This window comes from Micromonospora sp. URMC 106, from assembly GCF_051386395.1.
Lineage (GTDB): Bacteria > Actinomycetota > Actinomycetes > Mycobacteriales > Micromonosporaceae > Micromonospora.
The window spans coordinates 1-26,803 of sequence record NZ_JBPQTP010000038.1 but is presented as its reverse complement, the minus strand read 5'-3'; the positions used below and the strand labels follow the sequence as shown (position 1 = coordinate 26,803).

General features: G+C 75.2%; 20 protein-coding genes. 7 read left to right on the top strand and 13 right to left on the bottom strand.

Annotated features, from left to right (window positions below; translation table 11 throughout):
- Positions 1 to 169: 169 nt before the first annotated feature.
- The gene (pcaF, locus tag ACSNOB_RS14440) at positions 170 to 1,375 is read right to left on the bottom strand and encodes a 3-oxoadipyl-CoA thiolase (protein ID WP_436687111.1); all 1,206 of its coding nucleotides are present in this window, start codon (positions 1,373 to 1,375) and stop codon (positions 170 to 172) included.
- A 107-nt stretch (positions 1,376 to 1,482) separates the two neighbouring features.
- Here pcaF and ACSNOB_RS14435 point away from each other — a divergent pair, with 107 nt between their 5' ends.
- The 4 genes from ACSNOB_RS14435 to ACSNOB_RS14420 all read left to right on the top strand — a co-directional run bounded on the left by ACSNOB_RS14435 (position 1,483) and on the right by ACSNOB_RS14420 (position 5,893).
- Positions 1,483 to 2,448, top strand: a complete 966-nt coding sequence (locus ACSNOB_RS14435; protein WP_436687110.1) for a glutathione S-transferase family protein — start codon at positions 1,483 to 1,485, stop codon at positions 2,446 to 2,448.
- Positions 2,441 to 3,115, top strand: coding sequence for a DUF998 domain-containing protein (locus ACSNOB_RS14430; protein ID WP_436687109.1), 675 nt, complete (start codon positions 2,441 to 2,443; stop codon positions 3,113 to 3,115). Before ACSNOB_RS14435 ends, ACSNOB_RS14430 begins: the two co-directional genes overlap by 8 nt.
- A 263-nt stretch (positions 3,116 to 3,378) precedes the next feature.
- Positions 3,379 to 4,686: a dicarboxylate/amino acid:cation symporter gene (locus ACSNOB_RS14425; RefSeq protein WP_436687129.1), complete on the top strand. Its 1,308-nt coding sequence runs from the start codon at positions 3,379 to 3,381 to the stop codon at positions 4,684 to 4,686.
- Between the two features lie 139 nt (positions 4,687 to 4,825).
- Positions 4,826 to 5,893, top strand: coding sequence for an NADH:flavin oxidoreductase/NADH oxidase (locus tag ACSNOB_RS14420; RefSeq protein ID WP_436687108.1), 1,068 nt, complete (start codon positions 4,826 to 4,828; stop codon positions 5,891 to 5,893).
- A gap of 122 nt (positions 5,894 to 6,015) precedes the next feature.
- Here the strand turns inward: ACSNOB_RS14420 and ACSNOB_RS14415 are convergent, their stop codons facing one another.
- From ACSNOB_RS14415 to ACSNOB_RS14370, 10 genes are all read right to left on the bottom strand, one after another.
- Positions 6,016 to 9,615 (bottom strand): ATP-binding cassette domain-containing protein, encoded by a 3,600-nt coding sequence (locus ACSNOB_RS14415; RefSeq protein ID WP_436687107.1) that lies wholly within the window; start codon positions 9,613 to 9,615, stop codon positions 6,016 to 6,018.
- Positions 9,616 to 9,718: 103 nt separating this feature from the next.
- Positions 9,719 to 10,312: a TetR/AcrR family transcriptional regulator gene (locus ACSNOB_RS14410; RefSeq protein WP_393104926.1), complete on the bottom strand. Its 594-nt coding sequence runs from the start codon at positions 10,310 to 10,312 to the stop codon at positions 9,719 to 9,721.
- 38 nt (positions 10,313 to 10,350) lie between these two features.
- A complete protein-coding gene (locus ACSNOB_RS14405) occupies positions 10,351 to 12,585 on the bottom strand; it encodes a YhgE/Pip family protein (protein WP_436687106.1) in 2,235 nt (744 codons plus the stop codon).
- Positions 12,582 to 13,376 (bottom strand): ATP-binding cassette domain-containing protein, encoded by a 795-nt coding sequence (locus tag ACSNOB_RS14400; RefSeq protein ID WP_436687105.1) that lies wholly within the window; start codon positions 13,374 to 13,376, stop codon positions 12,582 to 12,584. The genes ACSNOB_RS14405 and ACSNOB_RS14400 overlap by 4 nt, the downstream gene beginning before the upstream one ends.
- A 209-nt stretch (positions 13,377 to 13,585) precedes the next feature.
- The gene (locus ACSNOB_RS14395) at positions 13,586 to 14,425 is read right to left on the bottom strand and encodes a GNAT family N-acetyltransferase (protein WP_436687104.1); all 840 of its coding nucleotides are present in this window, start codon (positions 14,423 to 14,425) and stop codon (positions 13,586 to 13,588) included.
- A 55-nt stretch (positions 14,426 to 14,480) separates the two neighbouring features.
- Positions 14,481 to 15,707 carry an MFS transporter gene (locus ACSNOB_RS14390; RefSeq protein WP_436687103.1) on the bottom strand — a complete coding sequence of 409 codons (1,227 nt, stop codon included), beginning with the start codon at positions 15,705 to 15,707 and terminating at the stop codon, positions 14,481 to 14,483.
- A 143-nt stretch (positions 15,708 to 15,850) separates the two neighbouring features.
- Positions 15,851 to 17,023, bottom strand: a complete 1,173-nt coding sequence (gene ispG / locus ACSNOB_RS14385) for a flavodoxin-dependent (E)-4-hydroxy-3-methylbut-2-enyl-diphosphate synthase (protein WP_109905485.1) — start codon at positions 17,021 to 17,023, stop codon at positions 15,851 to 15,853.
- An 8-nt stretch (positions 17,024 to 17,031) separates the two neighbouring features.
- Positions 17,032 to 18,282, bottom strand: coding sequence for a M50 family metallopeptidase (locus tag ACSNOB_RS14380; protein ID WP_436687102.1), 1,251 nt, complete (start codon positions 18,280 to 18,282; stop codon positions 17,032 to 17,034).
- The gene (gene dxr / locus ACSNOB_RS14375) at positions 18,282 to 19,496 is read right to left on the bottom strand and encodes a 1-deoxy-D-xylulose-5-phosphate reductoisomerase (RefSeq protein ID WP_436687101.1); all 1,215 of its coding nucleotides are present in this window, start codon (positions 19,494 to 19,496) and stop codon (positions 18,282 to 18,284) included. Before dxr ends, ACSNOB_RS14380 begins: the two co-directional genes overlap by 1 nt.
- A gap of 230 nt (positions 19,497 to 19,726) precedes the next feature.
- A complete protein-coding gene (locus ACSNOB_RS14370) occupies positions 19,727 to 20,281 on the bottom strand; it encodes a GNAT family N-acetyltransferase (RefSeq protein ID WP_436687100.1) in 555 nt (184 codons plus the stop codon).
- A 225-nt stretch (positions 20,282 to 20,506) separates the two neighbouring features.
- On the opposite strand from ACSNOB_RS14370, the gene ACSNOB_RS14365 reads away from it, so the two are divergent.
- Positions 20,507 to 21,346 (top strand): YhjD/YihY/BrkB family envelope integrity protein, encoded by an 840-nt coding sequence (locus ACSNOB_RS14365; RefSeq protein WP_436687099.1) that lies wholly within the window; start codon positions 20,507 to 20,509, stop codon positions 21,344 to 21,346.
- A 57-nt stretch (positions 21,347 to 21,403) separates the two neighbouring features.
- On the opposite strand, the gene ACSNOB_RS14360 is transcribed toward ACSNOB_RS14365, so the two are convergent.
- Positions 21,404 to 23,578, bottom strand: coding sequence for an MMPL family transporter (locus tag ACSNOB_RS14360; protein WP_436687098.1), 2,175 nt, complete (start codon positions 23,576 to 23,578; stop codon positions 21,404 to 21,406).
- Positions 23,579 to 23,681: 103 nt separating this feature from the next.
- On the opposite strand from ACSNOB_RS14360, the gene ACSNOB_RS14355 reads away from it, so the two are divergent.
- Both ACSNOB_RS14355 and ACSNOB_RS14350 read left to right on the top strand, forming a co-directional pair.
- Positions 23,682 to 24,419 (top strand): TetR/AcrR family transcriptional regulator, encoded by a 738-nt coding sequence (locus ACSNOB_RS14355; protein ID WP_436687097.1) that lies wholly within the window; start codon positions 23,682 to 23,684, stop codon positions 24,417 to 24,419.
- Between the two features lie 34 nt (positions 24,420 to 24,453).
- Positions 24,454 to 26,049: a phytoene desaturase family protein gene (locus tag ACSNOB_RS14350; protein ID WP_436687096.1), complete on the top strand. Its 1,596-nt coding sequence runs from the start codon at positions 24,454 to 24,456 to the stop codon at positions 26,047 to 26,049.
- An 89-nt stretch (positions 26,050 to 26,138) separates the two neighbouring features.
- On the opposite strand, the gene ACSNOB_RS14345 is transcribed toward ACSNOB_RS14350, so the two are convergent.
- Positions 26,139 to 26,803 (bottom strand): TMEM175 family protein (locus ACSNOB_RS14345; RefSeq protein ID WP_436687095.1); only part of this gene is annotated, 665 nt, incomplete at its 5' end.

The following is a 26,803-nucleotide window of genomic DNA, read 5'->3' as shown; positions in this document are numbered from 1 at the left end:
TCCGGGAGATCCCATGACCCACTTCGTCGGCACTTCGGAGCGCCGTCACGGACCGGACACCCAGCTCGAGACCGGGCGGGCGGCGGCGCCCGCTCCGGACGGACGCAGCGGGCGCACGGATCGCACGAGGCCGGGCGGGACGGGCCGGCCGCCCGGGCGGCGCCCGGGGTCAGCCGGCGGACTCCAGCAGCAGCGAGATGCCCTGGCCCACGCCGACGCACATGGTGGCGAGGGCCCGCCGCCCGCCCCGGCGGCGCAGCTCCAGCGCGGCCGTCAGCGCCAGCCGGGCGCCGCTCGCGCCGAGCGGGTGCCCGAGCGCGATCGCCCCGCCGTTCGGGTTGACGTGCTCGGCGTCGGTGGGCAGGCCCAGCTCGCGCAGCACCGCGACGGACTGCGCGGCGAACGCCTCGTTCAGCTCGATCACGTCGACCGCGTCGAGGCCGACGCCGAACCGGTCGAGCAGCTTCCGGGTGGCCGGCACCGGCCCGACGCCCATCACCCGCGGCGGTACGCCGGCCGCGGCGGCGCCGGCGACCCGGGCCAGCGGGGTGAGGTGGTGGCGGGCCACGGCCGCCTCCGAGGCGACCAGCAGCGCCACCGCGCCGTCGTTGACGCCCGAGGAGTTGCCGGCGGTCACCGTGCCGCCCTCGCGGAACGGGGTGGGCAGCGCGGCGAGCTTCTCCAGCGACGTCTCCCGGGGGTGCTCGTCGACCTCGACGAGCTTCGTCTCGCGCCGCCCCGCCGGCACGGTCACCGGCACGATCTCCTCGGCGAACCGGCCGTCCGCCTGCGCCTTCGCGGCCCGCTGCTGCGACCGGTACGCGAACTCGTCCTGCTCGGCGCGGCCGACGCCGTACTCGGCGGCGACGTTCTCCGCGGTCTCCGGCATGGAGTCGATGCCCCAGTGCTTCTTCATCAGCGGGTTGACCAGCCGCCAGCCGATGGTGGTGTCGTAGACCTCGGCGGTGCGGGAGTACGGGGTCGTCGCCTTCGGCATCACGAACGGGGCGCGGCTCATGCTCTCCACCCCACCGGCCACGACGAGGTCGGCCTCGCCGGCCACGATGGACCGGGCCGCCGTGGCCAGGGCGTCCAGGCCGGAGCCGCAGAGCCGGTTGACGGTGCTGCCGGGCACCTCCTCGGGCAGGCCACCGAGCAGCGCCGCCATCCGCGCCACGTTGCGGTTGTCCTCGCCGGCCTGGTTGGCGCAGCCCAGGATCACGTCGTCCACCCGCGCCCAGTCCACGGTCGGGTGCCGGGCGACCAGCTCGCGGATGACGTGCGCGGCCAGGTCGTCGGGGCGGACGCCGGCGAGGGCGCCGCCGTACCGGCCGATCGGGGTGCGGACACCGGCCACCAGGTATGCCACGGTCATCAGCGCGATCCTTCGGGGGGGTGGGAAGGGGCGGGGGCGGGCGGTTCCGGGTCACGGGGACGCCCGGCAGCCAGGATATCCGCGCGCGCAGCGGATAGGTTGACGGCATGGCCCGGGCCCAGTTCAGCGCAGAGACCAGCGGCGGTGGCGAGTTCGTCCGCCAGCCCAACCGGTTCACCGGTCGGGTCACCCCCCACTCGACCTCCCCGGCCGGCGGCGGCCCCGACGAGCAGGGCCGCTGGCCGCTGGAGCCGGGCCGCTACCGGCTGATCTGGTGCCGGGCCTGCCCGTGGGCGCACCGGGCTCGGATCGTCCGGAACCTGCTCGGCCTGCAGGACGCGATCTCGCTCGGCACGGTCGACCCGATCCGCGACGAGCGGGGCTGGCGGTTCAGCCTCGACCCGGACGGGTTCGACCCGGTGCTCGGCATCGGCTTCCTCTCCGAGGCGTACCTGGCCACCGACCCCGACTACACCGGGCGGGTCACCGTGCCGGCCCTGGTCGACACCCGCACCGGGCGGGTGGTCACCAACGACTACCCGCAGCTCACCCTCGACCTCTCCACCGAGTGGCGCAGCCTGCACTCACCGGACGCGCCGGACCTCTACCCGGTCGAGCTCCGCCCCGAGATGGACGCGCTGATGGCGGAGATCCACCGGGACGTCAACAACGGCGTCTACCGGTGCGGCTTCGCCACCTCCCAGTCGGCGTACGAGGAGGCGTTCACCGCGCTGTTCGCGCGGCTCGACGCGCTGTCGGAGCGGCTGGCGGGCCGGCGCTACCTGATGGGTGACGCGATCACCGAGGCCGACGTGCGGCTCTTCACCACCCTGGTCCGCTTCGACGTGGCGTACCACGGGCACTTCAAGTGCAACCGGCAGAAGCTCATCGAGATGCCGGTGCTCTGGGCGTACGCGCGGGACCTGTTCCAGACGCCGGGCTTCGGCGAGACGGTCGACTTCGACCACATCAAGCGGCACTACTACGGCACCCACGCGGCGATCAACCCGACGGGCATCGTCCCGCTCGGCCCCGACACCTCCGGCTGGACCACGCCGCACGGGCGTGGCTGAGCCGCGCCGGGCCGGCCCGACCACCACCCCGGGCGGGCCCGCGCCCCGCCGCGCCGCCCCGACCGCCACCTGGCGCCGGGCCGCCGCGTCGGCCGCGGTCGGCTGCATCGCCGCTGGCGCGGCGGCGGTGACCGTCGCCGTGGTCGCCGGTCCGGGCCCGGGCCTGACCGGGTACGTCAGCGAGGCGGGCGTCACCGACAGCGCGTACGCCCCGGCGTACCGGATCGGGGTCTTCGCCCTGGCCGCGGCGCTGCTGCTGCTCGCGGCGGCGCTGCGGGCGGGGCTGCGGGTCGCGGCCGCGCTGCTCGCCGCCGGGAGCGTCCTCACGCTGGTCTCGGGCGCGGTGACGTGCAGCGAGGGCTGCCCGCTGCCGCCGTTCGAGCGGGCCACGGCGGCCGACCTGGTGCACGGCGGGGCGAGCATCGTCGCGGTGGCCTCGGTGGTCCTCGCGATGCTGGCGATCGCCCTCACGCCCGGGGCCGACCGGTCGCTGCGCCGGCTGGGCGCCGGGGCGGCCGCGGCGGCGCTGCCGCTGGCCGGGGCGGTGGGGCTGGCGATGCTCACCGTCGGCCGGGGCGCCCTGGTCGGGGTGCTGGAGCGGCTGCTGCTCCTGGTGGCCCTCCTCTGGGCCGCCGCCACCGCCACCGCCGTCGCCCTCCGGCGGTGAGGAAGGGCACCTCGCCGACGCCTCCGGTGGCGGAGAGGCCCCTTCCCCACCCCTGCTGTAAGGAGCGTCACCGGAGTCGATACTTCCGGCCGGCCGGCCAGGGCGTTAGCCTCGGCGAGCGATGACCAACGTCTGGCACCTCACCGTTCGCCTGTATGTCGACCTCCGACTGCAGGCCAGCGGCGTCTGTCCGGCGCAGCCGCTCTCCTGACGCTGCCCCGTTCGACCTCCAGACCCTGGGACACATCCTCATGGCTTCCGCCCTGCGCAAGATCCCCTTCTCCGTGCAGATCCTGCTCGGCCTCGTCCTCGGCGTGGCGCTCGGCTTCCTCGCCCGCGCCAACGGCCTCAGCTGGCTCACCAGCACCCTCGACACCGTCGGCGGCCTCTTCGTCCAGCTGCTCAAGCTGGCCGTGCCGCCGCTGGTCTTCACCGCCATCGTCGTCAGCGTCGTCAGCCTGCGGGGGGTCGCCAACGCCGCCCGGCTCGCGCTGAAGACCCTGCTCTGGTTCGGCGTCACCGCGCTGATCGCGGTGAGCGTCGGCATCGGGCTCGGCCTGCTCACCGACCCCGGTCGCGGCGTCACCCTGGACACCGCGGCCGCCGCCGCCCCGAAGAAGACCGGCTCCTGGACCGACTTCCTCACCGGCATCGTGCCGACCAACCCGGTCGGCGCGTTCGTCGACGGCAACGTGCTCCAGATCGTCTTCCTGGCCCTCGTCGTCGGCGCCGCGGCGCTGCTGGTCGGCGAGGCCGCGGAGCCGTTCGTGGCGCTCAACCGCGCGCTGCTGGAGATCGTCCAGAAGGCGCTCTGGTGGGTCATCCGGCTCGCCCCGATCGGCACGCTCGGCCTGATCGGCAACGCCGTCGCCTCGTACGGCTGGGATCTGGTGGCGCCGCTCGCGAAGTTCACCACCGCCGTCTACGTCGGCTGCGCGATCGTGCTGTTCGTGGTCTACCCGCTGCTGCTCGTGGCCGCCGGCCGGCTCAACCCGCTGCGCTTCTTCGCCGGCGCCTGGCCCGCGATCGAGCTGGCCTTCGTCTCCCGCTCCTCGGTGGGCACGATGCCGGTGACCCAGCGCTCGGTCGAGCGGCTCGGCGTCCCCCGCGAGTACGCCTCGTTCGCGGTGCCGTTCGGCGCGACCACGAAGATGGACGGCTGCGCCGCGATCTACCCGGCGCTGGCGGCGATCTTCGTCGCCCAGGTCTTCGGGGTGGACCTCGGGGTCACCGACTACCTGCTGATCGCCTTCGTCTCGGTGGTCGGCTCGGCCGCCACCGCCGGCCTGACCGGCGCGATCGTGATGCTAACGCTGACCCTGAGCACGCTGGGCCTGCCGCTGGCCGGCGCCGGCCTGCTGCTGGCGATCGACCCGATCCTCGACATGATCCGCACCGCCACCAACGTGGCCGGCCAGGCGCTGGTACCGACCATCGTCGCGGCCCGCGAGGGCACGCTGGACCGGACCGCGTACGACTCGGCCGGCCGGCGCGCGCCGCTCGCCCCGGCGGACGCGGACGCCGACGCCCGGTCCCGCCGGCCGGAGGACCTGAGCCCCGTCCCGGCCTGAGCGCCCCGTCCCGGCCGACGTCCGAGGCGCCCGGATCCGCCCCGGCAGGTCGCCGACCGCGCCGGGCCGCCCACCCGACGGACCGGGGAGGGCCCCTCCCACGAGGGGTCCTCCCCGGTGTCCCGGAGAGGATGACGACATGAGTGCGCTCTTCACGCCGCTGGCCCTGCGCGCGGCGACCCTGCCCAACCGGATCGCCCTGGCGCCGATGTGCCAGTACACCGCCGGCCCGGACGGCCTGCCCACGGACTGGCACCTGGTGCACCTGGGCGCCCGGGCGGTCGGCGGCGCGGGCCTGGTGATGACCGAGGCCACCGCGGTGGTACCCGAGGGGCGGATCAGCCCGCAGGACACCGGGCTCTGGTCCGGCGCCCACGTCGACGCGTGGCGGCCGGTGACCGCGTTCGTCGCGGCGCACGGCGCGGTGCCGGCGGTGCAGCTCGCGCACGCCGGGTTCAAGGCGTCGACGTACCGGCCGTGGGCGCCACGGCGCGGCGGGGTGCCCGACGCGGAGGGCGGGTGGACCCCGGTCGGCCCGGGTTCGACGCCGTTCGTGCCCGACTACCGGGTGCCGGAAGCACTGGACGAGGCCGGGATCGCCGGCGTCGTCGAGGCGTTCGCGGCGGCGGCCGGGCGGGCGGTCGACGCCGGCTTCGCCGCCGTGGAGATCCACGCCGCGCACGGCTACCTGCTGCACGAGTTCCTCTCGCCGCTGACCAACCACCGGCGGGACGCCTGGGGCGGGGACCGGGCCGGGCGGATGCGGCTGACCCTGGAGGTGGCCCGCGCGGTCCGTGCGGCGGTCGGCGAGGACGTGCCCGTGCTGACCCGGATCTCGGCCACGGACTGGGAGCCCGAGGGCTGGACGGTCGAGGACAGCGTGGTGCTCGCCGGCGAGCTGGCCGGCGCCGGCGTCGACCTGGTCGACTGCTCCTCCGGCGGCGCGTCGGCCACCGCGACGGTCCCCGTCGGCCCGGGCTACCAGGTGCCGCTGTCCGCCCGGGTGCGCCGCGAGGCGGGCGTGGCCACCGGCGCGGTCGGCCTGATCGTGGAGCCGGAGCAGGCGGAGGCGGTCGTCGCCGCCGGCGACGCCGACCTGGTCCTGCTCGGGCGCGAGCTGCTGCGCGACCCGTACTGGCCGCACCGCGCCGCCGCCAAGCTCGGCGCCACCGCCGCCTGGCCCGCCCAGTACCTCCGCGCCGTCTGACCGGTCCCGGGCCGCTCCCCTCGCCGGTCGTGAGGTCGGCGGCGCTCGTCGCGCATCGCCGCCGACCTCGGGATCGACGTCCGCGACCCCGGTGGCGGGGCCGGGGCGCCGACCACGCCCGGTCAGCCGGCCAGGTGGGACCAGCGGGGTTCCAGCTCGCGCCAGGGGCCCTGGGCGGCGACCGTGCCGGCACGGAGCACCACGACGTGGTCGGCCCGGACCAGGGCCGCCCGCTTCGAGGTCGAACCCACCACGGTCACCCCGTGCTCGCGCAGGGCCTGCCAGAGCGCCAGCTCCGTGGTGACGTCCAGCGCCGAGGACACGTCGTCGGCCACCAGCAGCTCGGTACGCGGCGCGAGCGCCCGGGCCAGCGCGAGCCGCTGGAGCTGCCCGCCGGAGAGCCGGGTGCCCTTGTGCCCGATGAGCAGCCCCAACCCGCCCCCGGCCGCCGCCAGGTCATGGTCGAGCTGGGCGGTCGACACCGCCGCGGCGGCGTCCACCTGGTGGCCGAGGGTGATGTTGTCGGCCACCGTGCCGGAGAGCACCCGGGGCAGCTGGCCGACGTAACCCACCTGGTTGGGGCGCAGGAACAGCTCCGGCTCGGTGACCGGCTCGCCGTTCCAGGTCAGCAGGCCCGTGTGCGGGGCGATGCCGGCGAGCGCCCGCAGCAGCGACGACTTGCCCGAGCCGACCGGCCCGACGACCAGCACCAGCTGGCCGCGTTCCACCGTCAGGTCGACGTCGCGGACGGCCACCGTCCCGTCGGTGTGCCGGACGCCGAAGCCGGTCAGCTCCAGCCGGCGCAGCGGGCGCCGGGGTGGCACGTCCGGCGCCGGCGCGGTCCCCGCGCCCAGGTCCACGTCCGGCACCGCCGCCGAGTACGCCCGCACCCCGGTCATCGCCACCGTCCGCCGCGTCCACACCCGCGCCGAGGGGATCTGCGAGATCAGCGACGCCGTCGTCCAGGCGAACCAGCGGGCCGCCGCCAGGGTGGCGACCACGACGAGGGTGGCCCCGGCCGACAGCTGGCCGGCCAGGAACAGCGCCCACGCGCCGATCGGCAGCAGGCCGCTGACCAGCGACGGGGTCGACCGCGACCACACCTGCACCGCGATCTCCCGGCGCTGCCGGTCGCTGCGGACGACGTCGAGGTCGGCCAAGTGGGCCAGCACCGGCCGGGTGGCGCCCGCGAGTTTCACCGTACGGGCGGCCGACAGCGTGGAGACCAGCGCGGTGGCGAACGCGGCCCGGGCCGCCACGGTGGCCCGCGCGGAGCGCTCCAGCCGCGGCCCGAACAGCGTCGCGACCAGCCCGGAGACCACCATCGTCCCGGCGAAGAACAGCCCCGGCACGACGCTGCCGGTCACGACCGTCATCGCGGCCAGCAGCATGAGCGAGATCCCCTGGTCGCTCACGTTGTCGGCGAGCTGCACCACCCGCTCGGTGTCGCCGCCCTGGGCCACCACCTCGGCGGGGGTGTGCCCGCTGACGCGGCGCGGGCCGGTCTGCCCGTGCACCAGCCGCAGGCTGATCCGCAGCATCTGCCGCACCCACCACTGCGGGAACCGGTAGCCGGTGAACCAGTGCACCGGCACGGTGACCAGCAGGGCGGCGACGATCCCCACCGCCGGCAGCCAGGGCTCCCCGGCGCCGTCCACCAGGTCGGCCCAGAGCCAGGGCAGCACCGGCCCGTCCAACCCGAGGATCACCAGCAGCACGAACAGCGACAGCGAGGCCAGCCCGTACCGGGGGTCGTTGACGCACAGCCGCAGGACCTCGCGCAGCTCCCGCAGGCCCCGCAGCCCCCGCGGCGGCGTCGGGGTCGCCGCCGCGGACCCTTCCGGTGCCGCCGGCGGCCCGTCGCCGTCGCGCACGGCCGGCCCTCCGTCGCCGTCGCGCACGGCCGGCCCTCCGTCGCCGTCGCGCACGGCGGGCGGTCCGGCCGCCGGCTCGACCGTGCCCGGCTCGGTGGGCGGCCACGGGTCCGGCGAGCCGGTCAGCAGGTCCGCACCGCCGGTCCTGGCCCCCGACGCGGCGTGCGCGTACGCGGTGGCGTGGCTGGTGGCGAGCAGGTCGGCGAAGCGTTCCGACTCCCGCAGCGGGCCCGCCTCGACCACCGCCCCGTCGGCCATCACCACCACCTCGTCGCAGCGACGCACGGACGACAGGCGGTGCGCGATGACGATGCCGATCCGGTCGCGCAGCAGCCGCTCGGTGGCCTGCTGCACCCGCGCCTCGGTGACGGGGTCGAGGCGGGCGGTGGCCTCGTCGAGGATCACCACGTGCGGGTCGCGCACCAGGATCCGGGCGAAGGCGACCAGTTGCTCCTGCCCGGCCGAGAGCACGTGCCCGCCCTCGCCGAGCCGGGTCTCCAGGCCGTCGGGCAGCTCGGCGATCCAGCCCGCCAGGCCCAACTCGTGCAGCGCCCGGGCGGCGGCGTCGCGCAGCTCCGGCTCGAACAGCGCGACGTTCTCGGCGAGGGTGCCGGCGAGGATCTCGGTGCGCTGGGGCACCACGGCGATCCACCGGCGCAGCTGCTCGACGTCGAGGTCGCGCAGGTCGCGCCCGGCCAGGAAGACCGTCCCCGGCGGCACGTCGACGGCCCGGGTGAGCACCTTGGCCAGGGTGGACTTGCCGGAGCCGGTCCGGCCGACCAGGGCGTACGAGCGCCCCCGGGTGAAGATCAGGTTCACGTCGCGCAGCGCGGGGCCGCGCCCGCCGTCCGGCTCGGCGCTCGGGTAGCGGAAGGTGAGGCCGCGGACCAGCAGGTCGCCCTCGGTCGGGGCGGCCCCGCCCACGGGCTCCTGCGGGGAGCTGGCCAGCAGTTGCACCCGGCCCCACGCGCCGAGGGCGTACTGGAGTTCGGGGACCATCCGGCTGACGTGCTCGACGGTCATGCCGAACCCGATCACGAGCAGCCAGACCGCGGTGAGCCGGGCGCCGTCGATCCGGCCGGTGACCAGCGCCCACGCGCCGCCGAGCACCACGGCGGCGATCGCCGCCACGCTGGCGCCGGCGGCCACCGTGGTGACCCGGGCCGACATCCGCCACACCCGGACGCCCCGGTCGAGCACCTCGGCCGCCCGCCGGGCGTAGAGGCGCAGCACGTACGGCCGGGCCAGGCTGGTCCGCACGTCGTCCTGGCCGTGGACGGCCTCCTCCATGACGGCGGCCAGGTCGGACCAGGCCTCCTCCTCGGCCATCCGGGCGGGGGCGATCCGCGCGGTGGGCCGGCGCAGCCCGACCGCGAGCAGCACGGTGAGCACCAGCATCCCGACGCCGGCCGGCCACCAGACCGCGAGGGCGACGACCGTCGAGAGCAGGCCCGTGGCCAGCCCCTGCGCGAGCCGTACGCCCTGGCTGCGCACGGCGGCGGCGACCTGGTAGACGTCGCCGTCGATGCGGTCGAGCAGCTCGCCGACGGGGGTGGTCTCCAGGGTGGGCAGGTCCTGCCCGAGCGCCACCCGGCACAGCCGGCGGCGCACGTCGGCGGACCAGTCGGCGGTCAGCCCGGCCATCAGCAGGCTGATCACGAGGTCGCTGAGCACGGCGGCGACCAGCGCCACGGCGAGCAGCGCGAAGAACCCGCCGGCGCGGTGCACCAGGACGGGACCGGCCAGCGCGGCGGCGGCGGACTGGCCGCCGGCGCCGAGCACGATCAGGCAGGTCACCACCGCCATGCGGCGGGGCGAGGTGCCCCACAGGTCCCGGAGCAGACGCATCACGGAGTCCCTTCGGGAAGGCGGTGGGGAGAGCAACCAGCCTGCTCGGTGGGGGTGTCCGCTTCAACCCATTTACGGCCGCCCGCGCACGCGGGCGGCCGGATCAGGTCCGGGCGACCCGGCGGACGATGCCGAGCAGCGCCTCCTCGACGTCCTCGATCGGCCGGTCCGGCTGGAAGACCAGCCAGTCCACCGCCACCACCAGCCCGACGCCGAAGAGCGCGGACGAGGCGGTCCGCACGTCCAGGTCCTCGGGCAGGTCGCCGGCGGCCACCCCGGACCGGACGGTCTCGGCGATGACCTCGATCGCCTCGCCGCGCAGCAGCCGCAGCGTCTGCTGCCACTCCCGGTTCGTCCGCCACATCTCCGAGAGCAGGAGCTGCGCGAAGGCCCGGTACCGCCGGATGTACTCCAACTCGGCGCGAACCAGCGCGGCCAGCGCCTCACGGGGCGGCAGCCCGGCCACGGCGGCCCGGAACTCGGCGGTGAGCAGGCCGATCCCGTGCCGGAGCAGCTCCTCGAAGAGCACCGTCTTGGACTCGAAGTTGTAGTAGACGGTGCCCTTGGCCACCCCGGCGCGGCCCGCGATGTCGTCCACGGTGGTGGCCGAGAAGCCCTGCTCGGCGATGAGCTCCACGGCCGCCTCGAAGAGGCGCTGGCGGGTGTCCTCCCGCCGCCGCGACCGTCCGTCCGTCACTGGCCCTCCCCGTCCGCGCGCCCGACCCGCCAGCATCCTCACATGGACAGTTCGGGGTGCAGCGTGGCCGGGGTCAGGCGGCGCGCCCGGCGGGCGGCGGCCACGGTGAGCGCGAGCGCCGCCGCGCCGAAGCCGGCGAGCACCAGCGCCCCGGTGACCACCGGGCTGGCGGCACCGCCGTTGACGGTGTGCCGCAGGGCCGTGACCACGTAGGTCATCGGCAGCCAGGGGTGGATCGCCTGGAAGAAGCCCGGCGAGGTCTGCACCGGGTAGGTGCCGCCGGACGAGGTGAGCTGGAGCATCAGCAGGGCCAGCGCGGCGAGCCGGCCGGCCGGGCCGAGCAGCGCGCCGAGCCACTGCACGATCGCGGTGAAGGCGAGCGAGGCCAGCGCGAGCAGGCCGAGGGTGGCCGCCGGGCGCGCCGGGGCCAGGTCGAGCGCCAGGGTCACCACCGTGAAGAGCACCCCGGCCTGGGCCAGCCCGATCGCCGCGGCGGGCAGCCAACCCGCCAGCGCCACCCGCCAGGCGGGCGCGCCGGACATCACGTGCCGCCGGTTGACCGGCCGCAGCAGCATGTACGTGATCATCGCGCCGACCCAGAGGGCCAGCCCGAGGAAGTACGGGGCGAAGCCCACGCCGTAAGCGCCAGCGGGGTTGCGGGCGGTGCGGTCCAGCGACACCGGGTCGCCGAGGACGGCGGCGCGGGCATCCGCGTCGGCGTACCCCGGGAGCTTGTCCTTCCCCGCGGTCAGGCCGTCGGCCAGGTCGCCGGCGCCGCCGCCCAGCCGGGTCAGGCCGGCCGCGAGGTCGCCGGCCCCGCTCTCCAGCCGGGTCAGGCCGTCGGCGAGCCGCTCGCCGCCGGTGCTGAGCCGGTGCAGCCCACCGTCGAGTTCCCGGGCGCCGGTGGCCAGCCGGAACAGCCCGCCGCGCAGCTCGCCGGCGCCGGTGGCCGCCGTGCCGAGGCCGTCGCGCAGCTTGGCGCTGCCCTCGGCGAGGGTGCCCAGCCCGGTGGCCAGCTCGTTCACCTTCGCCTTCGCGGCGGCGACGTCGTCGGCCAGGTGGGGTGCCGTTGCGGCGATCTCGCGGGCGGTGGCGGCGACCTTGGTCATCCGGTTCCGCAGGGTGGTCAAGTCGGCGTCGTCCAGCGTGCCGGACACCGCGCGGGCCGCCTCGACCGCCGCCTTCGCGGCCGTACGCGCGGCCACCACGCTCGGGTCGTCGGCGAGTTCGGGGTGCGCGGCGACCAGCGCGTCGAGGCGGTCGCGGACCCGCTCGGCCTGGGTGACCGCCTCCTGTGCCCGCCGGGGCAGGGCGTCCAGCCCGGCGGCGAGCGCCTGTGCCCCCTCGGCGATCGCCGTGGCCGACTCCTCGATCCGCTTCGCGTTGTCCCGCAGCACCGGCTCGATCCGGCCGGCCGCACCGTTGACCTTGTCCGCCACCGCGCGGGTCTGCGTGGCCGCGCGGGCGGTGCCGTCGGCGAGCTGCACCGCCCCGGTACGCAGTTCGCCGAGCCCGGCGGCGAGTTCGTCGGCGCCCTTCGCGGTCTTGTCGAGGCCCGCCGAGAGGCTGCCCGCCCCGGCCGCGGAGGCGTCCAGCCCGTCGGCGATCTCGCCGGCGCCGTCCTGCGACGTGCCCAGCCCGTCGGCGATCCGGCCCGCGCCGGCCTCGGAGGAGTCGAGCCCGTCGGCGATCTTCGCGGCCCCGTCGGCCGCCCGGCCGGTCTCGGCCTTGGCGTCGGTGAAGCCCACCAGCATCTTCTCGAAGTAGTTCCCGGCGGCGCTCTGCGCGGCGGCGGCCCGGATCTCGCTGAACGCCGTGCGGGCCAGCAGCCCGGAGAGGTAGTTGGTGGCGTCGTCGTTGACCACCCGCAGCTCCCCCCGGCGGGCCGGCCGGTCGGGTTCGGGGCTCGCCGCCAGGGTGGCGGAGAAGTCCTCCGGGATGGCGAAGACCAGGTGGTAGCGGCCGCTGCGCAGGCCGGCGGCGGCGTCCCGGGCGTCGGTGACGTGCCAGCCGAAGACCCGCCGGTCGAGCAGCTCGTCGGTGAGGTCCTGCCCGGCGTGCACGACGGTGCCGTCGCTGGCGGTGGCGGGGCGGTCGGCGTTGACCAGCGCCACCGGGATGCGGTCCAGCTTGGCGTACGGGTCCCAGAAGGCGTAGAGGTAGAGCGCCCCGTAGAGCAGCGGGATGACGGTGAGCACGGCCAGCGCGGCGCGGGGCAGCCGGCCCCGGGTCAGCCGGCGCAGTTCGAACCGGGCGAGTCGGAAGACGCTCATCGGGCCACCTCGGCGGTCTCGGTCGGATCGGTCTCGGCACCCGGGCCGCCCTCGGCGGGCGGCCCGGCCACCGCCGGGTCGGGGGGCGACGGCACGGGCGGCGCCTCCGCCGGGTCGGGGGGCGACGGCACGGGCGGCGGGTCCCCGAGGCGGTGCACGATCGCCGGGCTGTCCGGCTCGACGGCGCGGGCGCTGGCGACCACGGCGTAGCCCTGGTCGGCCAGGCGGGCGAGCGTCGCCCAGAGCCAGGCGCGTTCCGGGGCGTCGGATCCGGCGTCCACGTCGTCGGCGACGATCAGCCGGGGCCCGGCCAGCGTGGCCAGGACGAGGCCGAGCACCTGCCGTTGCAGCGGGGTGAGGTCGCGGCCCCGGGTGTCCGGGTCGAAGGGGGCGTCCCCGGTGAGGCCGGCCCCGGCGACGGCGGCGGCGAGGGCGTCCCGCCGGTACGCCCGCCGGGCCCGCAGCGCGGCGAGCGGCACCAACTGCCGGCGGCGGCGGGGCACCGGCCCGAGCAGCAGCAGCCGCTCCCGGACGTGCTCGGCGACGGTCAGCGCCGGGTCGGGCTCGTGCACCCCGGCGACCTGCCCCAGCGCGGCCGGGCCGTACCGGGCCAGCCGCCCCTCGCTGGTGGGGAAGCGCCCCGCCAGGGCCAGCAGCAGCGAGGTGCGCCCGCTGCCGGGCGGCCCGGTCACCGCGTGCAACTCGCCCGCGGCGGCGGTCAGGTCGACGTCCCGGAACACCCAACCCCGCCGGGTCCGCAGCCCCAGCCCGTGCGCTTCGACGACCACCATCCGCTCCGGCCCACCTTCTTAGACTGACTGGTCAGTGCAAAAACATGCTCAGCCTAGCCCCGGTCGTCCGGTTCGTCACTCCGGACCAGGGTGATCCCGGCCATGCCCGACGACGCCCGCGGCGACCGCGGTCGGTCCGGACAGGACGGCGCCGCTCCCCGCCGTGCGGGCGGCGGCACTCGCGACGGCGGGCCGCGGAGACGGGTGGGTCAGAAGAGCACGGTGGCGAGCGTGCCGACCGGCCGGAAGCCGCAGCGCTCGTAGACCCGGCGGGCCGGGGTGTTGAAGTCGTTGACGTAGAGGCTCACCGTCGGGGCGACCCGCAGCAGCGCGTCGCGCACCACGGCCGCCATCGCCGCCGTGGCGATGCCCCGGCCCCGCCACTCGGGGGCCACCCAGACCCCCTGCACCTGGGCGGTCCGGCGGGTGACCACCGCCAACTCGGCCTTGAACACCACCTGGCCGTCGACGAAGCGCGCGTACGCCCGCCCGGCCCGGACCAGCTCGGTCACCCGCCGCCGGTAGCCGCGACCGCCGTCGTCGACGAGCGGCGAGACGCCCACCTCCTCGGTGTACATCGCCACCGCCGCCGGGAAGAGCCGGTCGATCTCCCCGCCGCGCACCCGCCGCACCTCCGGGTCCGCCGGCAGCGTCGGCAGCGCGTCGGTGGCCAGCAACGGCTGGTTCGGGCGTACGTCGCGAGCCGGCCCCCAGACGTCGGAGAGCCGGTCCCAGAGGCCGAGCACCGCGTCGGCCCGGCCCACGATCGACGAGCAGAGCCGCTCCTCGCCGGCGAGCAGGTCGGCGTACGCGGCGACGGCCGGCTCGGTGGCGAGCACCGGGGTGAGGTTGCCGCCGAGCCAGCAGACCGACTCCAGGTTGCGGCGGGTGCCGTAGCCCAGCACCCGGCCCTCGGCGCGCCACCAGGCCAGCCCGCGCGCGGCGACCCGCTCGGCGACCTGCGCGCCCGCGAACGGGTCGAGGTCGAGCAGCCGCTCGACAGCGCGGCGCTCCGACTCTCCGAGTTGCCGTACCGGCACCGTCAGCACGGCTACCAGCCTGCCAGATCCGCCCCCCGCCGCGCCGGGCGAGTGACGCAAGGGACTACGGCACCGCGACCGGCGCGGTCGCGGGCGCGGCGAACCGGTTGCGGGCGGCCCAGCCGACGACCCCGGGCACCATGGCGCCGAGCGACAGGAACAGGGCGCCGAGCAGCAGCCACCCCGGCACGCCCCAGCCGACGGCCAGCGTGGTGACCACCACCGGCGCCACCATCTTGCCCAGCTCGTAGCCCATGCTGTATGCCCCCTGGTACTGCCCGTGCGCGTCCTCCGGCGCCAGCCCGAAGGAGATCCCCCAGCCGGCGGCGGAGTGCCACAGCTCCCCGACCACGTGCGCGAGCGCGCCGCCGACCAGCAGCGCGACGGCGACGCCCGTGGAGCGCCCGCCGCTGGCCGCGAAGAGGACGCAGGCCGCGGCGATGGCGAGGCCGGCGCGACGGGCCGCCCGTGCCGCCCCGGCGAGGCTCTCCGTGCCGCGCGCGGCACGGACCTGGAAGAGCACCACCACCACGGTGTTGACCAGCATCAGGCCGGAGATCAACCAGGCCGGCGCCCGGGTGTGCCCGACGATCCAGAGCGGCAGGGCGATGTTGAGCAGCCCGAAGTGCATCGACATGAGCCCGTCGAGCACGGTGAACGCCAGGAACGGCCGGTCCCGCAGCGCGACGAGCCGAGGGCCGTGCGCGGGGGCGGGCACCGGCGGGAGGTACGGCAGCCGGGTGAAGACGGCGGCGGCGAGCAGGTAGGTCACCGCGGCGGTGAGGATCAGCGCCACGTACGCCGCCCGGGTGTCGGCGGCGATCGCGAAGCCGGCGAGCACCGCGCCCACCGAGATCCCGACGTTGGTGGTGGCCCGCAGGTAGGCGCGGGTGCGGACCCGCTGGTCGGCGGGGACGGAACCGGCGATGAGCGCGCCCTTGGCGCCCCGGTCGGCGGCATCGGCGACCGCGGTTGCCGCTCCGACGGCGAGGAACGCGGGAAGCGACCCGACGGCCAGCAGGGCGGTGGTCAGGACGCCGCTGGCCGCCAGCGCCACGATCTGGGTGGCCCGGGGGCCGAGCCGGTCCGCCAGGTATCCGGCCGGGGCGCTGGCCAGCAGGCCGACCAGGGCCGCAACGGTCAGCCCGAGCCCGACCTCGGTGGCGCTCAGGCCGGCCGAGCGGGTGAGGAAGAGCGCGCTGGCCACCAGCCAGAGACCGCGCCCGACGGTGCGGACGAGAGTGCCGAGGGTGAGGGTCCGGGCCGGGCCCGGCTCAGGAAGGAGTCGCACGCCGAGACCATAGCAAGACGTACGTACGGTTTGCATTGTCGTCCCGCCATTCGGCCGCGGCTACGACGAAGGGGTGGCCGCTCCGGCGCGGAGCGGCCACCCCTTCGGTGGCGTGGGCCCGCCTGCCGGCGGGCCGGAGGAGATCAGTGCACGGTGACGGTCGCCCCCGGGAGCAGGCCGCGCAGCTCCTCGGGCAGCTCGGCGCCCATCTCGTCGGCGATGCGCAGCGCCTCCTCGATCAGCGTCTCCACGATCTGCGCCTCCGGCACGGTCTTGACGACCTTGCCCTTGACGAAGATCTGGCCCTTGCCGTTGCCGGAGGCCACCCCCAGGTCGGCCTCGCGGGCCTCGCCCGGGCCGTTCACGACGCAGCCCATCACGGCGACCCGCAGCGGCACCGGCAGCCCCTCCAGGCCGGCGGTGACCTCCTCGGCGAGCTTGTAGACGTCGACCTGCGCCCGGCCGCACGACGGGCAGGAGACGATCTCCAGGCCGCGCTCGCGCAGCCCGAGCGACTCCAGGATCGCGGCGCCGACCTTGATCTCCTCCACGGGCGGGGCCGACAGCGAGACCCGGATGGTGTCGCCGATCCCCTCGGCCAGCAGCGCGCCGAAGGCGACCGCCGACTTGATCGTGCCCTGGAACGCCGGGCCGGCCTCGGTGACGCCCAGGTGCAGCGGGTAGTCGCACTTCTCGGCGAGCAGCCGGTAGGCCCGGATCATCACCACCGGGTCGTTGTGCTTCACCGAGATCTTGATGTCACGGAAGCCGTGCTCCTCGAACAGCGAGCACTCCCACAGCGCCGACTCGACCAGCGCCTCGGCGGTGGCCTTGCCGTACTTGGCGAGCAGCCGCTTGTCCAGCGAGCCGGCGTTCACGCCGATCCGGATCGGCACGCCCGCGTCGCCGGCCGCCTTGGCGATCTCCTTGACCTTGTCGTCGAACTGGCGGATGTTGCCCGGGTTCACCCGGACCGCCGCGCAGCCGGCGTCGATCGCGGCGAAGACGTACTTCGGCTGGAAGTGGATGTCGGCGATGACCGGGATCTGCGACTTCTTCGCGATCGCCGGCAGCGCCTCGACGTCGTCCTGGGACGGCACCGCGACCCGGACGATCTGGCAGCCGGACGCGGTCAGCTCGGCGATCTGCTGGAGGGTGGCGTTGACGTCGGCCGTGAGGGTGGTGGTCATCGACTGCACGGAGACCGGCGCACCCCCACCGACCGGCACGGAGCCGACCATGATCTGGCGGCTCGCCCGGCGCGGGGCGAGCGGCGGGGGCGGCACGGCGGGGATGCCGAGGCTGACAGCGGTCACTGAGGCACTCACCTTGAGAAGAGCGTGATCGGGTTGACGACGTCCGCCGTGATGGTCAGCAGCGTGAACGCGCCGCCGATCAGGATCACCGCGTACGTGAAGGGCATGAGCTTGAGGTAGTCGACGCGGCCCGGGTCGGCGCGGCCGATCCGGGCGTAGAGCCAGGAGCGGGCCCGCTCGAACCAGGCGATGGCGATGTGCCCGCCGTCCAGCGGCAGCAGCGGCAGCAGGTTGAACACGCCGATGAAGAAGTTCAGCGAGACGAAGAGCATGAAGAACAGCAGCCAGGCGTTGTTCTCCACCGCCTCACCGCCGAGCCGGCTCGCGCCGACCACGCTGATCGGGGTGTCCATGTCCCGCTCGCCGCCGGTGATCGCGGTCCACAGGGCCGGGACCTTCTGCGGGATGCGCTTCATCGCCTCGAAGGTGTTGACCGCCATGTCGCCGGTGAAGTCGGCGGTCGCGCCGAACGCGCCGACCGGCCCGTACGTCACCCGGGTGGGGGTGCTGGGGACGAGACCGACGCCGAGCGCGGCGACGGTGGCGACCTGCCCCTTCGGGTCGTCCAGCGGCGGGCGCTGGGTCTGCGCGAGCACCGCGCTCGCGGTGCCCGGCTGGCCGTCCCGGACGTACGCGATCTGCGCCGTGTCGCCCGGCTTGAGGGCGCGCAGCGTGGTGAGCAGTTGGCCGTAGTCGTTGATCGGCGTGCCGTTGATGGCGGTGATCCGGTCGCCGTCGCGCAGCTGCGCCTGGGCGGCGGGGCTGGCGGGGTCGGTGGTCGTGCACTCCCGCAGGGTGTTCTCCGGCACCACGCAGTCCGAGAGCTGGATGACCGCCGGCTCCTTGCGGATCTCGGCCTCGGTGCTCGGGAAGTCGGGGTTGGGCAGGCCGGCGGTGACCGCGATCACCCAGAGCGTGACCAGGGCCAGCGCGAAGTGGGTGATCGAGCCGGCGGACATCACGATCGTCCGCTTCCACACCGGGTAACGCCACATCGCCCGCGGCTCGTCCGCCGGGTCGACGTCGTCGTCCTGCGGCGTCATGCCGACGATCTTGCAGAAGCCGCCGAGCGGGATGCCCTTGACGCCGTACTCGGTCTCACCCCGCCTGAACGACCAGAGCGTGGGACCGAAGCCGACGAAGTAGCGGGTGACCTTCATGCCGAATGCCTTGGCGGTGAGCATGTGCCCCGCCTCGTGCAGGCTCACCGAGATGAGGATCGCGAGGGCGAAGAGCACCACCCCGAGCAGGTACGCCATCAAGCTCCTTCCACCGAACCCGCGATGATGATCTCCTGCGCGTGCGCGCGCGCCCACGACTCCGCCGCGAGCACGTCCTCGACGGTACCTGGTTCGTCGAAGTCGGGAGCGTCCTCCAGCACCCGCTGAAGGGTGTCGACGATGCCGAGGAAGGGCAGCCGGCCGGCCACGAACGCGGCCACGCACTCCTCGTTCGCCGCGTTGTAGATCGCCGGCCGGCAGCGCCCGGCCTCGCCGGCGGCCTTGGCCAGCGCCACCGCCGGAAACGCCTCGTCGTCCAGCGGCGCGAACTCCCAGGTGTGCGCCGCCGTCCAGTCGACCGCGGCGGCGGCGCCGCCCACCCGGTCCGGCCAGCCGATGCCCAGCGCGATCGGCAGCCGCATGTCGGGCGGGCTGGCCTGGGCGAGGGTGGAGCCGTCCACGAACTCGACCATGGAGTGGATCACCGACTGCGGGTGCACCATCACGGTGATGTCGGCGTACGGCACGTCGAACAGCTCGTGCGCCTCGATCACCTCCAGCGCCTTGTTGACCATCGTGGCCGAGTTGATCGTGACCACCGGCCCCATGTTCCAGGTCGGGTGGGCCAGCGCCTGCTCGGGCGTGACCTCGGTCAGCTCGTCGCGTCGCCTGCCCCGGAACGGGCCACCGCTGGCGGTGACGACCAGCCGGCGCACCTCGCCGCGGGCGCCGCCGCGCAGGCACTGGGCGAGGGCCGAGTGCTCCGAGTCGACGGGGACGATCTGCCCCGGCCGGGTCACCGCGGCCTTGACGAGGGGGCCGCCGGCGACCAGGGACTCCTTGTTGGCCAGCGCGAGGGTACGCCCGGCGCGCAGCGCGGCCAGGGTCGGCGCGAGCCCGAGCGAGCCCACGACCCCGTTGAGCACGACGTCGCAGGGCCACTGCGCCAGCTCGGTCATCGCGTCCGGGCCGGCCACGATCTTGGGCAGCTTGAAGTCGCCGGTGGCCCAGCCGCGCCGGCTCGCCTCGGCGTAGAAGGCGAGCTGGAGGTCCTGCGCGGCGGACGCCTTCGCCACGCCCACCGCCTCCACCCCGAGTTCGAGGGCCTGGGCGGCGAGCAGTTCGACGTTGCCGCCGCCGGCGCCGAGCGCGACCACCCGGAACCGGTCGGGGTTGCGCCGGACGATGTCGACGGCCTGGGTGCCGACCGAGCCGGTGGAGCCGAGCAGGACGAGATCGCGTGGGGACGTCACGGGGCCATTCTTCCCCAGCGCCGCTGAGCGCCCGGCGCCGGCTCGGGCGCGAAAGCCGCCTGGGCCGTCCCGGCTCGCCCCGCAGCGGAACACTCCGCTCGGCCCAGCCTGGTCGCCGCAGCCCGCGCCGCGGGGGATCGCACACCGGGCCCGACCCCGGCACGGAGCCGGCCGGGCGAGCCACCACCGAAGCGCCGGCAGTTGTCAGCCGACCGGGCCCGCCGCCCCGCTCAGCCGGCGTCGACGGGGCCGGTCAGCACGAAGGTCTCCACCTCCTCGCCGCCGTACCAGTCCGTGCGGCGGCCGACGTGGGTCATGCCGAGCCGGCGCGCCACCGCCATCGACGCCTCGTTGCCGGGCGCCACGACCGCGTAGACCTCCCGGGTCCCGGCGGCGAGTTCCCGCGCCACCACGGCGCGGGCCGCCTCGGTGGCGTACCCGTGGCCCTGGGAGTCGGGGTGCAGGTGCCAGCCCACCTCGATGTCCTCGGTCGGCACGCCCTCGTCGCGGCCCGGCAGCGGCTTGAGCAGCACCGTGCCGGCCACCACGCCGGTGTCGCGGACCTCGATCGCCCAGGTGCCGTAGCGACCGCCGTGCCCCGCGTGCCGCTGCCGCCACATCGCGAGCCGGTCGGCGGCCTGCGCCGGGTCGGCCAGGGGCAGGCCGGGCGCGGCCAGCCACCGGGTGACCTCCGGCCGGGAGTAGATGTCGAAGAGCCTGGCCAGGTCGGGCGGGTCGGCGGTCCACTCCCGCACGACCAGGCGCTCCGTGGTGAGGACGGTCATGCGTGGCGATCCTAGTGAGCGCCGCCGTCCGGGGGGCGACGGCGAACAGCATCGAGGCGAACGTGCCGGCGAGGATCAGACCCGCTGCGGCCACGGAAAGTCCGCCGTGGTGGTCCGGGTCGGTACCGGTGGGTGCCGTGTCGGTGCCACCCGGCGGGCTCCACGCCAGCCGGACCGCGGGCGGGTTCGCGAGTGGCGCGCCCACCGGCGGGGAAAGAGCACCCGATGGGCGGCGGATGGCGACGGGCGAAGCGGATCACCAACGCCGCGTTCCGCCCGCTGCGCGGCCGGGACCTGTCGCTACACGCCGCCGCCATCACCTTCTACGGGGCGATCGCCGTGGTGCCGGTGGCGCTGCTGGCGATCTGGCTGACCGCGCTGCTGGCGGGAGCCGACCGGGTCCGCCGGCTCACGTCGTACGCCGTCCGCACGCTGCCGGACGAGATCGGCACGCCGCACGCGGTGGCCGCGCTGGTCGAGGCCGGGGTGGGGTTGACCCCGCTGCTCGCGCTGGCCTCGCTGCTGCCGGCGTCGCTGTACGGCGAGGGGCTGCGCCGGGCCTTCGTCTCCGTCGCCGGCCTGCGCGGCAACGAGTCGCTGGTGGGCTGGCGGGGTCGGTTGCTGCTGCTGCCGCTGCTCGCCCCGGCACCGGCACTGCTGCTGTCGATCCTGCTGGCCCTGCCGACCACCACCGGGCTGGTCCGCCAGGGCGGCTGGCTCGGCGCGCTCGGCGTGGTGCTCTCCTTCCTGGGCGTGTGGCTGGTGCTCACCCCGGTGCTGCTGTGGGTGTTCCGGGTGGTCGGCCCGGCGTCGCCGGACTGGCTCTCCGCGCTGGGCGTCGGGTCGTTCACCGCGGCGAACCTCTCCGGCTTCCTGCACGGGTTCGTGCTCTTCGCCTCGCTCCCGATCGACCTGGGCGCGCCGTTCGGCGGCTTCGACGAGATCGGCGCCGGCGTGGCGGTGCTGCTCTGGCTCTACCTCTTCCACGTGATCGTGCTGGCCGGCTACTCCGCCACCCTCGCCCTGTCCCGCTGGCGCGCGGCGCGCGGCGCGGCCACCGGGTGAGCCGAGCGGGAGGTCCGCGACGGGCGCGGACCTCCCGGACGACCGCGGCGGCGCCGGTCAGCGGGTGAGGGCGGGCTCGCGGGGCGACGGCTCCGGGTCCGTGGTCTCGCGGATGCCGTAGCGGCGGTAGACCCGGCCGAGCGGGCCCGGGGCCCACCAGTTCCAGCGGCCCAGCAGCCGCATGGTGGCCGGCACCAGCAGCGCCCGGACCAGCGTCGCGTCCACCAGGATCGCCACGATCATGCCGATCCCGATGAGCTTGATGTACGCCATCGCGCCGCTGGCGAAGCCGGCGACCACGATGATCAGCAGCAGCGCGGCGGCGGTGATGATCCGGCCGGTGTGCTGGAGCCCGGCGGCCACCGAGGCCGTGTTGTCCCCGCTGCGGTCCCACTCCTCGCGCACGCGGGAGAGCAGGAACACCTCGTAGTCGGTCGCCAGCCCGAAGAGCACGGCGAGCATGAGGATCGGGTTGCTGGGCTCGATGAACCCGGTCGGAGTGAACCCGAGCAGGTCGGCGAAATGCCCGTCCTGGAAGATCCAGACCACCACGCCGAACGAGGCGCCGATCGACACCATGTTCATGAGCACCGCCTTGACCGGCAGCACCACGGAGCCGAAGGCGAGGAAGAGCAGCACCAGGGTCGCGGCGGCCATCAGCAGGGCCATCCAGGGCAGCCGGTCGCCGAGGCTGTCCAGCAGGTCCCGGTCGGCGCCGGGCCGGCCCCCGACGAGCACCTCCGCGCCGGCGGGGGCGGGCAGGTCGCGCAGCGTCCGGACCACGTCCTGCGCGACGTCGCCGGTCGGCTCGCCCGGGTAGGTCACCGTCAGCAGCGTCGACGCGCCCCGGCTGGCCGCCACCTGCACGCCGGTCACGCCGGGCACGGCGGCCACCCGGTCGGCGAAGGGCTGCACCTGCGCCGGGGACGCACCGGACACGAGCACGTCGATCGGCGCGACCGTACCGCCGGGGAACTCCGCGGCGATCCGCTCGGAGACGACCCGGGGCGCGGCGTCCGCGGGCAGCACCCGCTCGTCGAACCCGCCGAAGGTGATCCGCAGGAACGGCGCGGCGAGCACCAGGAGCAGCAGGGTCACCGCGACCAGGTAGCGCACCGGGCGGCGCATCACGCTCCGCGCGATCCGGGCCCAGGCGCCGCCCGTCTCCCCCGCCGCCGGCCGCCCGGCCCGCGTGCGCCGCCGCCACGGCAGCGGTACGCGCAGCGCGTCGATGCGGCGGCCGAGCACCGCGAGCAGGGCCGGCAGCACGGTCAGCGCCGCCAGCATGGCCACCAGCACGGCGGCCATCCCCCCGAGTCCCATCGAGCGCAGGAACGCCTGCGGGAAGATCAGCAGGCTGGCCATGGCGAGCGCGATGGTGAGGCCGGAGACCAGCACCGTCCGCCCGGCGGTCGCCATGGTGCGGCGGATCGCGGCGGGGGTGTCGTGTCCGGCGGCCAACTCCTCGCGGAACCGGCTCACCACGAAGAGGGCGTAGTCGACCGCCATGCCGAGGCCGATCAGGGTGATGACGTTGACGGCGAAGATCGACACGTCGGTGACCAGGTTGACCAGCCGGACGGCGACGAACGCGCCGAGGACGGCCAGCCCGCCGATCAGCAGCGGGGTGGACGCGGCCACCAGCCCGCCGAAGATCAGCACGAGCAGCACCAGCAGCACCGGCATGGAGAGGATCTCCGCCCGGGTGATGTCCTCGGTGGTCTGCCGGTTCGCCTCGTGCAGGAACGCGACCGCGCCGCCGACCTCGGTCCGTACGCCGGGCGCCGTCAGGGCCGGGCGCAGGTCCTCGTACGCGGCGGTCTTGCCGTCCTCGTCGGCGGCCCGGAGCTGGACCAGCGCGTAGGTGGCCCGGCGGTCGGTGGACAGCAGCGCGGGTGCCTGGGTGTCGTACCAGGTGGTGACGCTGCTGACCTCGGGGTGCCCGCGCAGGCGGGTGACGGTGGCCGTGACCGGGTCGCGGAAGGTCGCCTGCTCGACGGTCGCCCCGTCGCTGCTCCAGAGCACGACCAGGTCGGCGCCCTGCGGCCCCAGCTCGGCGGTGATCCGTTCGGCGGCGCGGCTCGACTCGCTCGCCGGATCGTCGTAGCCGCCGCCGGTCAACTGCCCGAAGACCCCGGCCCCCCAGGTCGACCCGACCGCGACGACCACCAGGGCGGCGGCCAGCACCGCCCAGCGCAGCCGCACCACCGCGTGTCCCCACCAGGCGAACATTCGCCTCTCCCTCCGCCGACGGCTAAGCTGTAACCATCGCTCATTAAGGTGAACGCCGTTAACTATGGCAACGGGGTTCGCTTTGGTCAAGGGGGTTAGCCGAATGACCGCACCGTCCCGACGCGAACGCCTGCGCACGGCGACCGTCGCCGAGATCAAGGACGCGGCACGGCGGCTGTTGGTGACCGGTGGGGTCGAGGCGATCTCGCTGCGGGCCATCGCCCGGGACATGGGCATGACGGCACCGGCCATCTACCGCTACTTCCCCAGCCTGGAGGCGCTGGTCGCGGCGCTCGCGGGGGACCTCTACGACGAGCTGCGCGTGCGGCTGGAGGCGGCCCGCGACGACGCCGGGGCCGAGCCGGTCGATCAACTCCTGGCCATGTGCCGCGCGTTCCGCGCCTGGGCGGTGGCCCATTCCGCCGAGTTCGGGCTGATCTTCGGCGCCCGGGTCCCCGGGCTGGACGCCTTCGTCGACGACTGCGTCGACCCCGACCATCCGGGCGCCCGGTTCGGGGCGGTCTTCGTGCAACCCGTCATCGACCTCTGGCGCCGGTCCCCCTTCCCCACCCCGCCCGTCGAGCTGCTCCAGCAACACCTCGGCGGACGGCTGGAACCGCTGCGGCTCAGCCACGGCGAGGTGCCGATCGAGGTCGCGTACGCCTTCCTCTCCGGCTGGACCCGCCTCTACGGCCTGGTCGCCATGGAGGTCTTCGGCCAGCTCACCTGGGCGGTCACCGAGGCCGAGGCGCTGTTCGAGTTGGAGCTGACGACGTTCACCGCCCAGCTGTCCGGCGGGCGCCCCGGCGAGGCGTCCGCCCCGCCCTCCCCGAAGGGCTGACCGGCGGCGTCGGCGGGCACTAGGCTCCCCCGGCATGAGCGACGAGCTGCCGACCCGGGCCGACGTGGTGATCGTCGGGTCCGGGCACAACGGTCTGGTGTCCGCGATCATGCTCGCCCGCGCCGGGCTCGACGTGCTGGTGCTGGAGGCCGCCGAGGTGATCGGCGGGGCCACCCGGACGGAGAACCCCTTCCCGAAGGTGCCGGGCCTGCGCCACTCCACCGGGTCCTACCTGCTCGGGCTGATGCCGCCGGAGCTGCTCGCCACGCTCGACGTCCGCATCCCGGTGCTGCGCCGCGACCCGCACTACTTCCTGCCCACCCCCGGCCCGGAGGGCTCGCCCTACCTTCTCTTCGGCAGCGACGCGGCGGGCACCCGGGCGCAGCTCGCGGAGTTCTTCTCCCCCGCCGACGTGGCCGCCGACGACGCGCTCCAGGCCGAGTTGGCCGCCCTGCGCGCCGACCTCGCCCCGGCCTGGCTGGCCGAGCCGCTGCCGGTCGAGGAGACCGCCGAGCGCCACGTCCGACCGGCGCTGCGGCAGGTCTTCGTCGACCTGGTGCGGGGCTCGGTCGCCGACCACCTCGCCCGCTTCGACTTCCGCTCCGAGCTGCTGGTCAGCATGTACGCGGTGACCGACGGCCTGTCCGGGCTGAACGCCGGGCCGGACGACCCGGGCACCGGCCACAACTTCCTCGTGCACAACATGTGCCGGCTGCCCGGCTCCGACGGCACCTGGATGATCGCCGAGGGCGGGATGGGCACCGTGTCCCGCACCTTCGCCGGGGCCGCCCGGGCCGCCGGCGCGACGATCCGCACCGGCACGCCGGTCAGCGCGATCACCCTCGACGGCGGCGCGGCCAGCGGCGTGGTCCTCGCCGACGGACGGGAGGTCGCCGCCCGGGTGGTGCTCGGCGCCTGCGACCCGTACCGGCTGATGGACCTGCTGCCCGAGGGCGCGCTCCCGGCGCCGCTGAGCGAGCGGATGGCGGCGGTCCGCCGCCCCGGCACCACCCTCAAGCTGAACCTGGCGCTGACCGGCCTGCCCCGCTTCTCCTGCCTGCCGGCGGACGCGCCGAGCCCGTTCGGGTCGACCATCCACCTGCTGCCCGGTTCGGACTCCCTGCTCGGCGGGGGCGGCGAATCGCCGATGGCTGCGCTGCGCGCGATGTGGGCGGACGTCCAGGCGGGCCGGCTGCCCGAGGAGCCGACGATCGAGTGGTACCTGCACACCACCGTCGACCCGTCGCTGTCGGACGGCCGCGGCCACCACTCCTCGGCGCTCTTCGTCCAGTCGGTGCCCTACCAGCCGGCCGGCACCACGTGGGACGAGGCGCTGCCCGGGTACGTCGAGCGGCTGGTCGGGATCTGCGAGCGGTACGCACCGGGCACGGCTGACCTGATCGCCGACGCGGTGCCGCTGCCCCCGCCCGGCATCGAGGCGCACTTCGGCATCACCGGCGGGCACATCCACCACGTCGACAACACCGTCTCGTTCACCGACCGCATGCCGTACGCCACCGGCATCGACGGCGTGTACGCCGGCAGCGCCGGCTGCCACCCCGCCGGCAGCGTCATCGGCGCCGCCGGCCACAACGCGGCCCGCCGCATCCTCGCCGACCTGACCCCCTGACCCCCCGACGACGCGGCGATCTTGCACTTCCGGCCCTCTAATCGCGGCTCTTGTCGCATTCGCGGGGGCGGAAAGTGCAAGATCGCGCGTCAGGTGGGAGCGGAGGAGGGGAGGTCGCCGGGGCCGCGGACGAGGTAGACGCCGACCAGCAGGAGGTAGAGGCAGAGGCTGAGGACCGGGTCGACGAAGACGAAGGCGAACGCGACCAGGTAGAGCACCGGGCCGAGCAGGAAGCGCAACGCGACGGCTCGGGCCAGCCGGGGATCCAGGTCTGGGTGCAGCAGTCGGCGACGCCGCGCCCACCACCAGCTCAGGTTGAAGAAGAGCGCCTCGCCGAGCACGGCGCCGACGTAGAGGGCCGCGGTCAGCCGCTGGTCGGCCACGCTCCCGCGCAGGTTGTCCGCGAGCAGGTCGGCGGTGAACGGGATCGCCGCGACGAAGAGCAGCAGGAGCAGGTTGAGCACCAGCAGCATCTGGTCGACCCGCACGACGTAGCGCCACATGTTGTGGTGGGTCAGCCAGACCTGGCCGACGATCGCGAAGGTGATCACGTACGCGAGGTAGGCGGGCCACTCGTGCCCCAGCGCCTCGGCGAGCCCGCGCCCGGACGGCACCTCGCCGAGTTGCAGCAGCTCGACCGCCATCAGCGTGAGCACGATCGCGATGACCGCGTCGCTGAACGCCTCCACCCGCGAGGCGTCCCGCGCCATCTCCCGGTCCCGCCCGTACCGGTACCCCGGCCCTTCCCGACCCC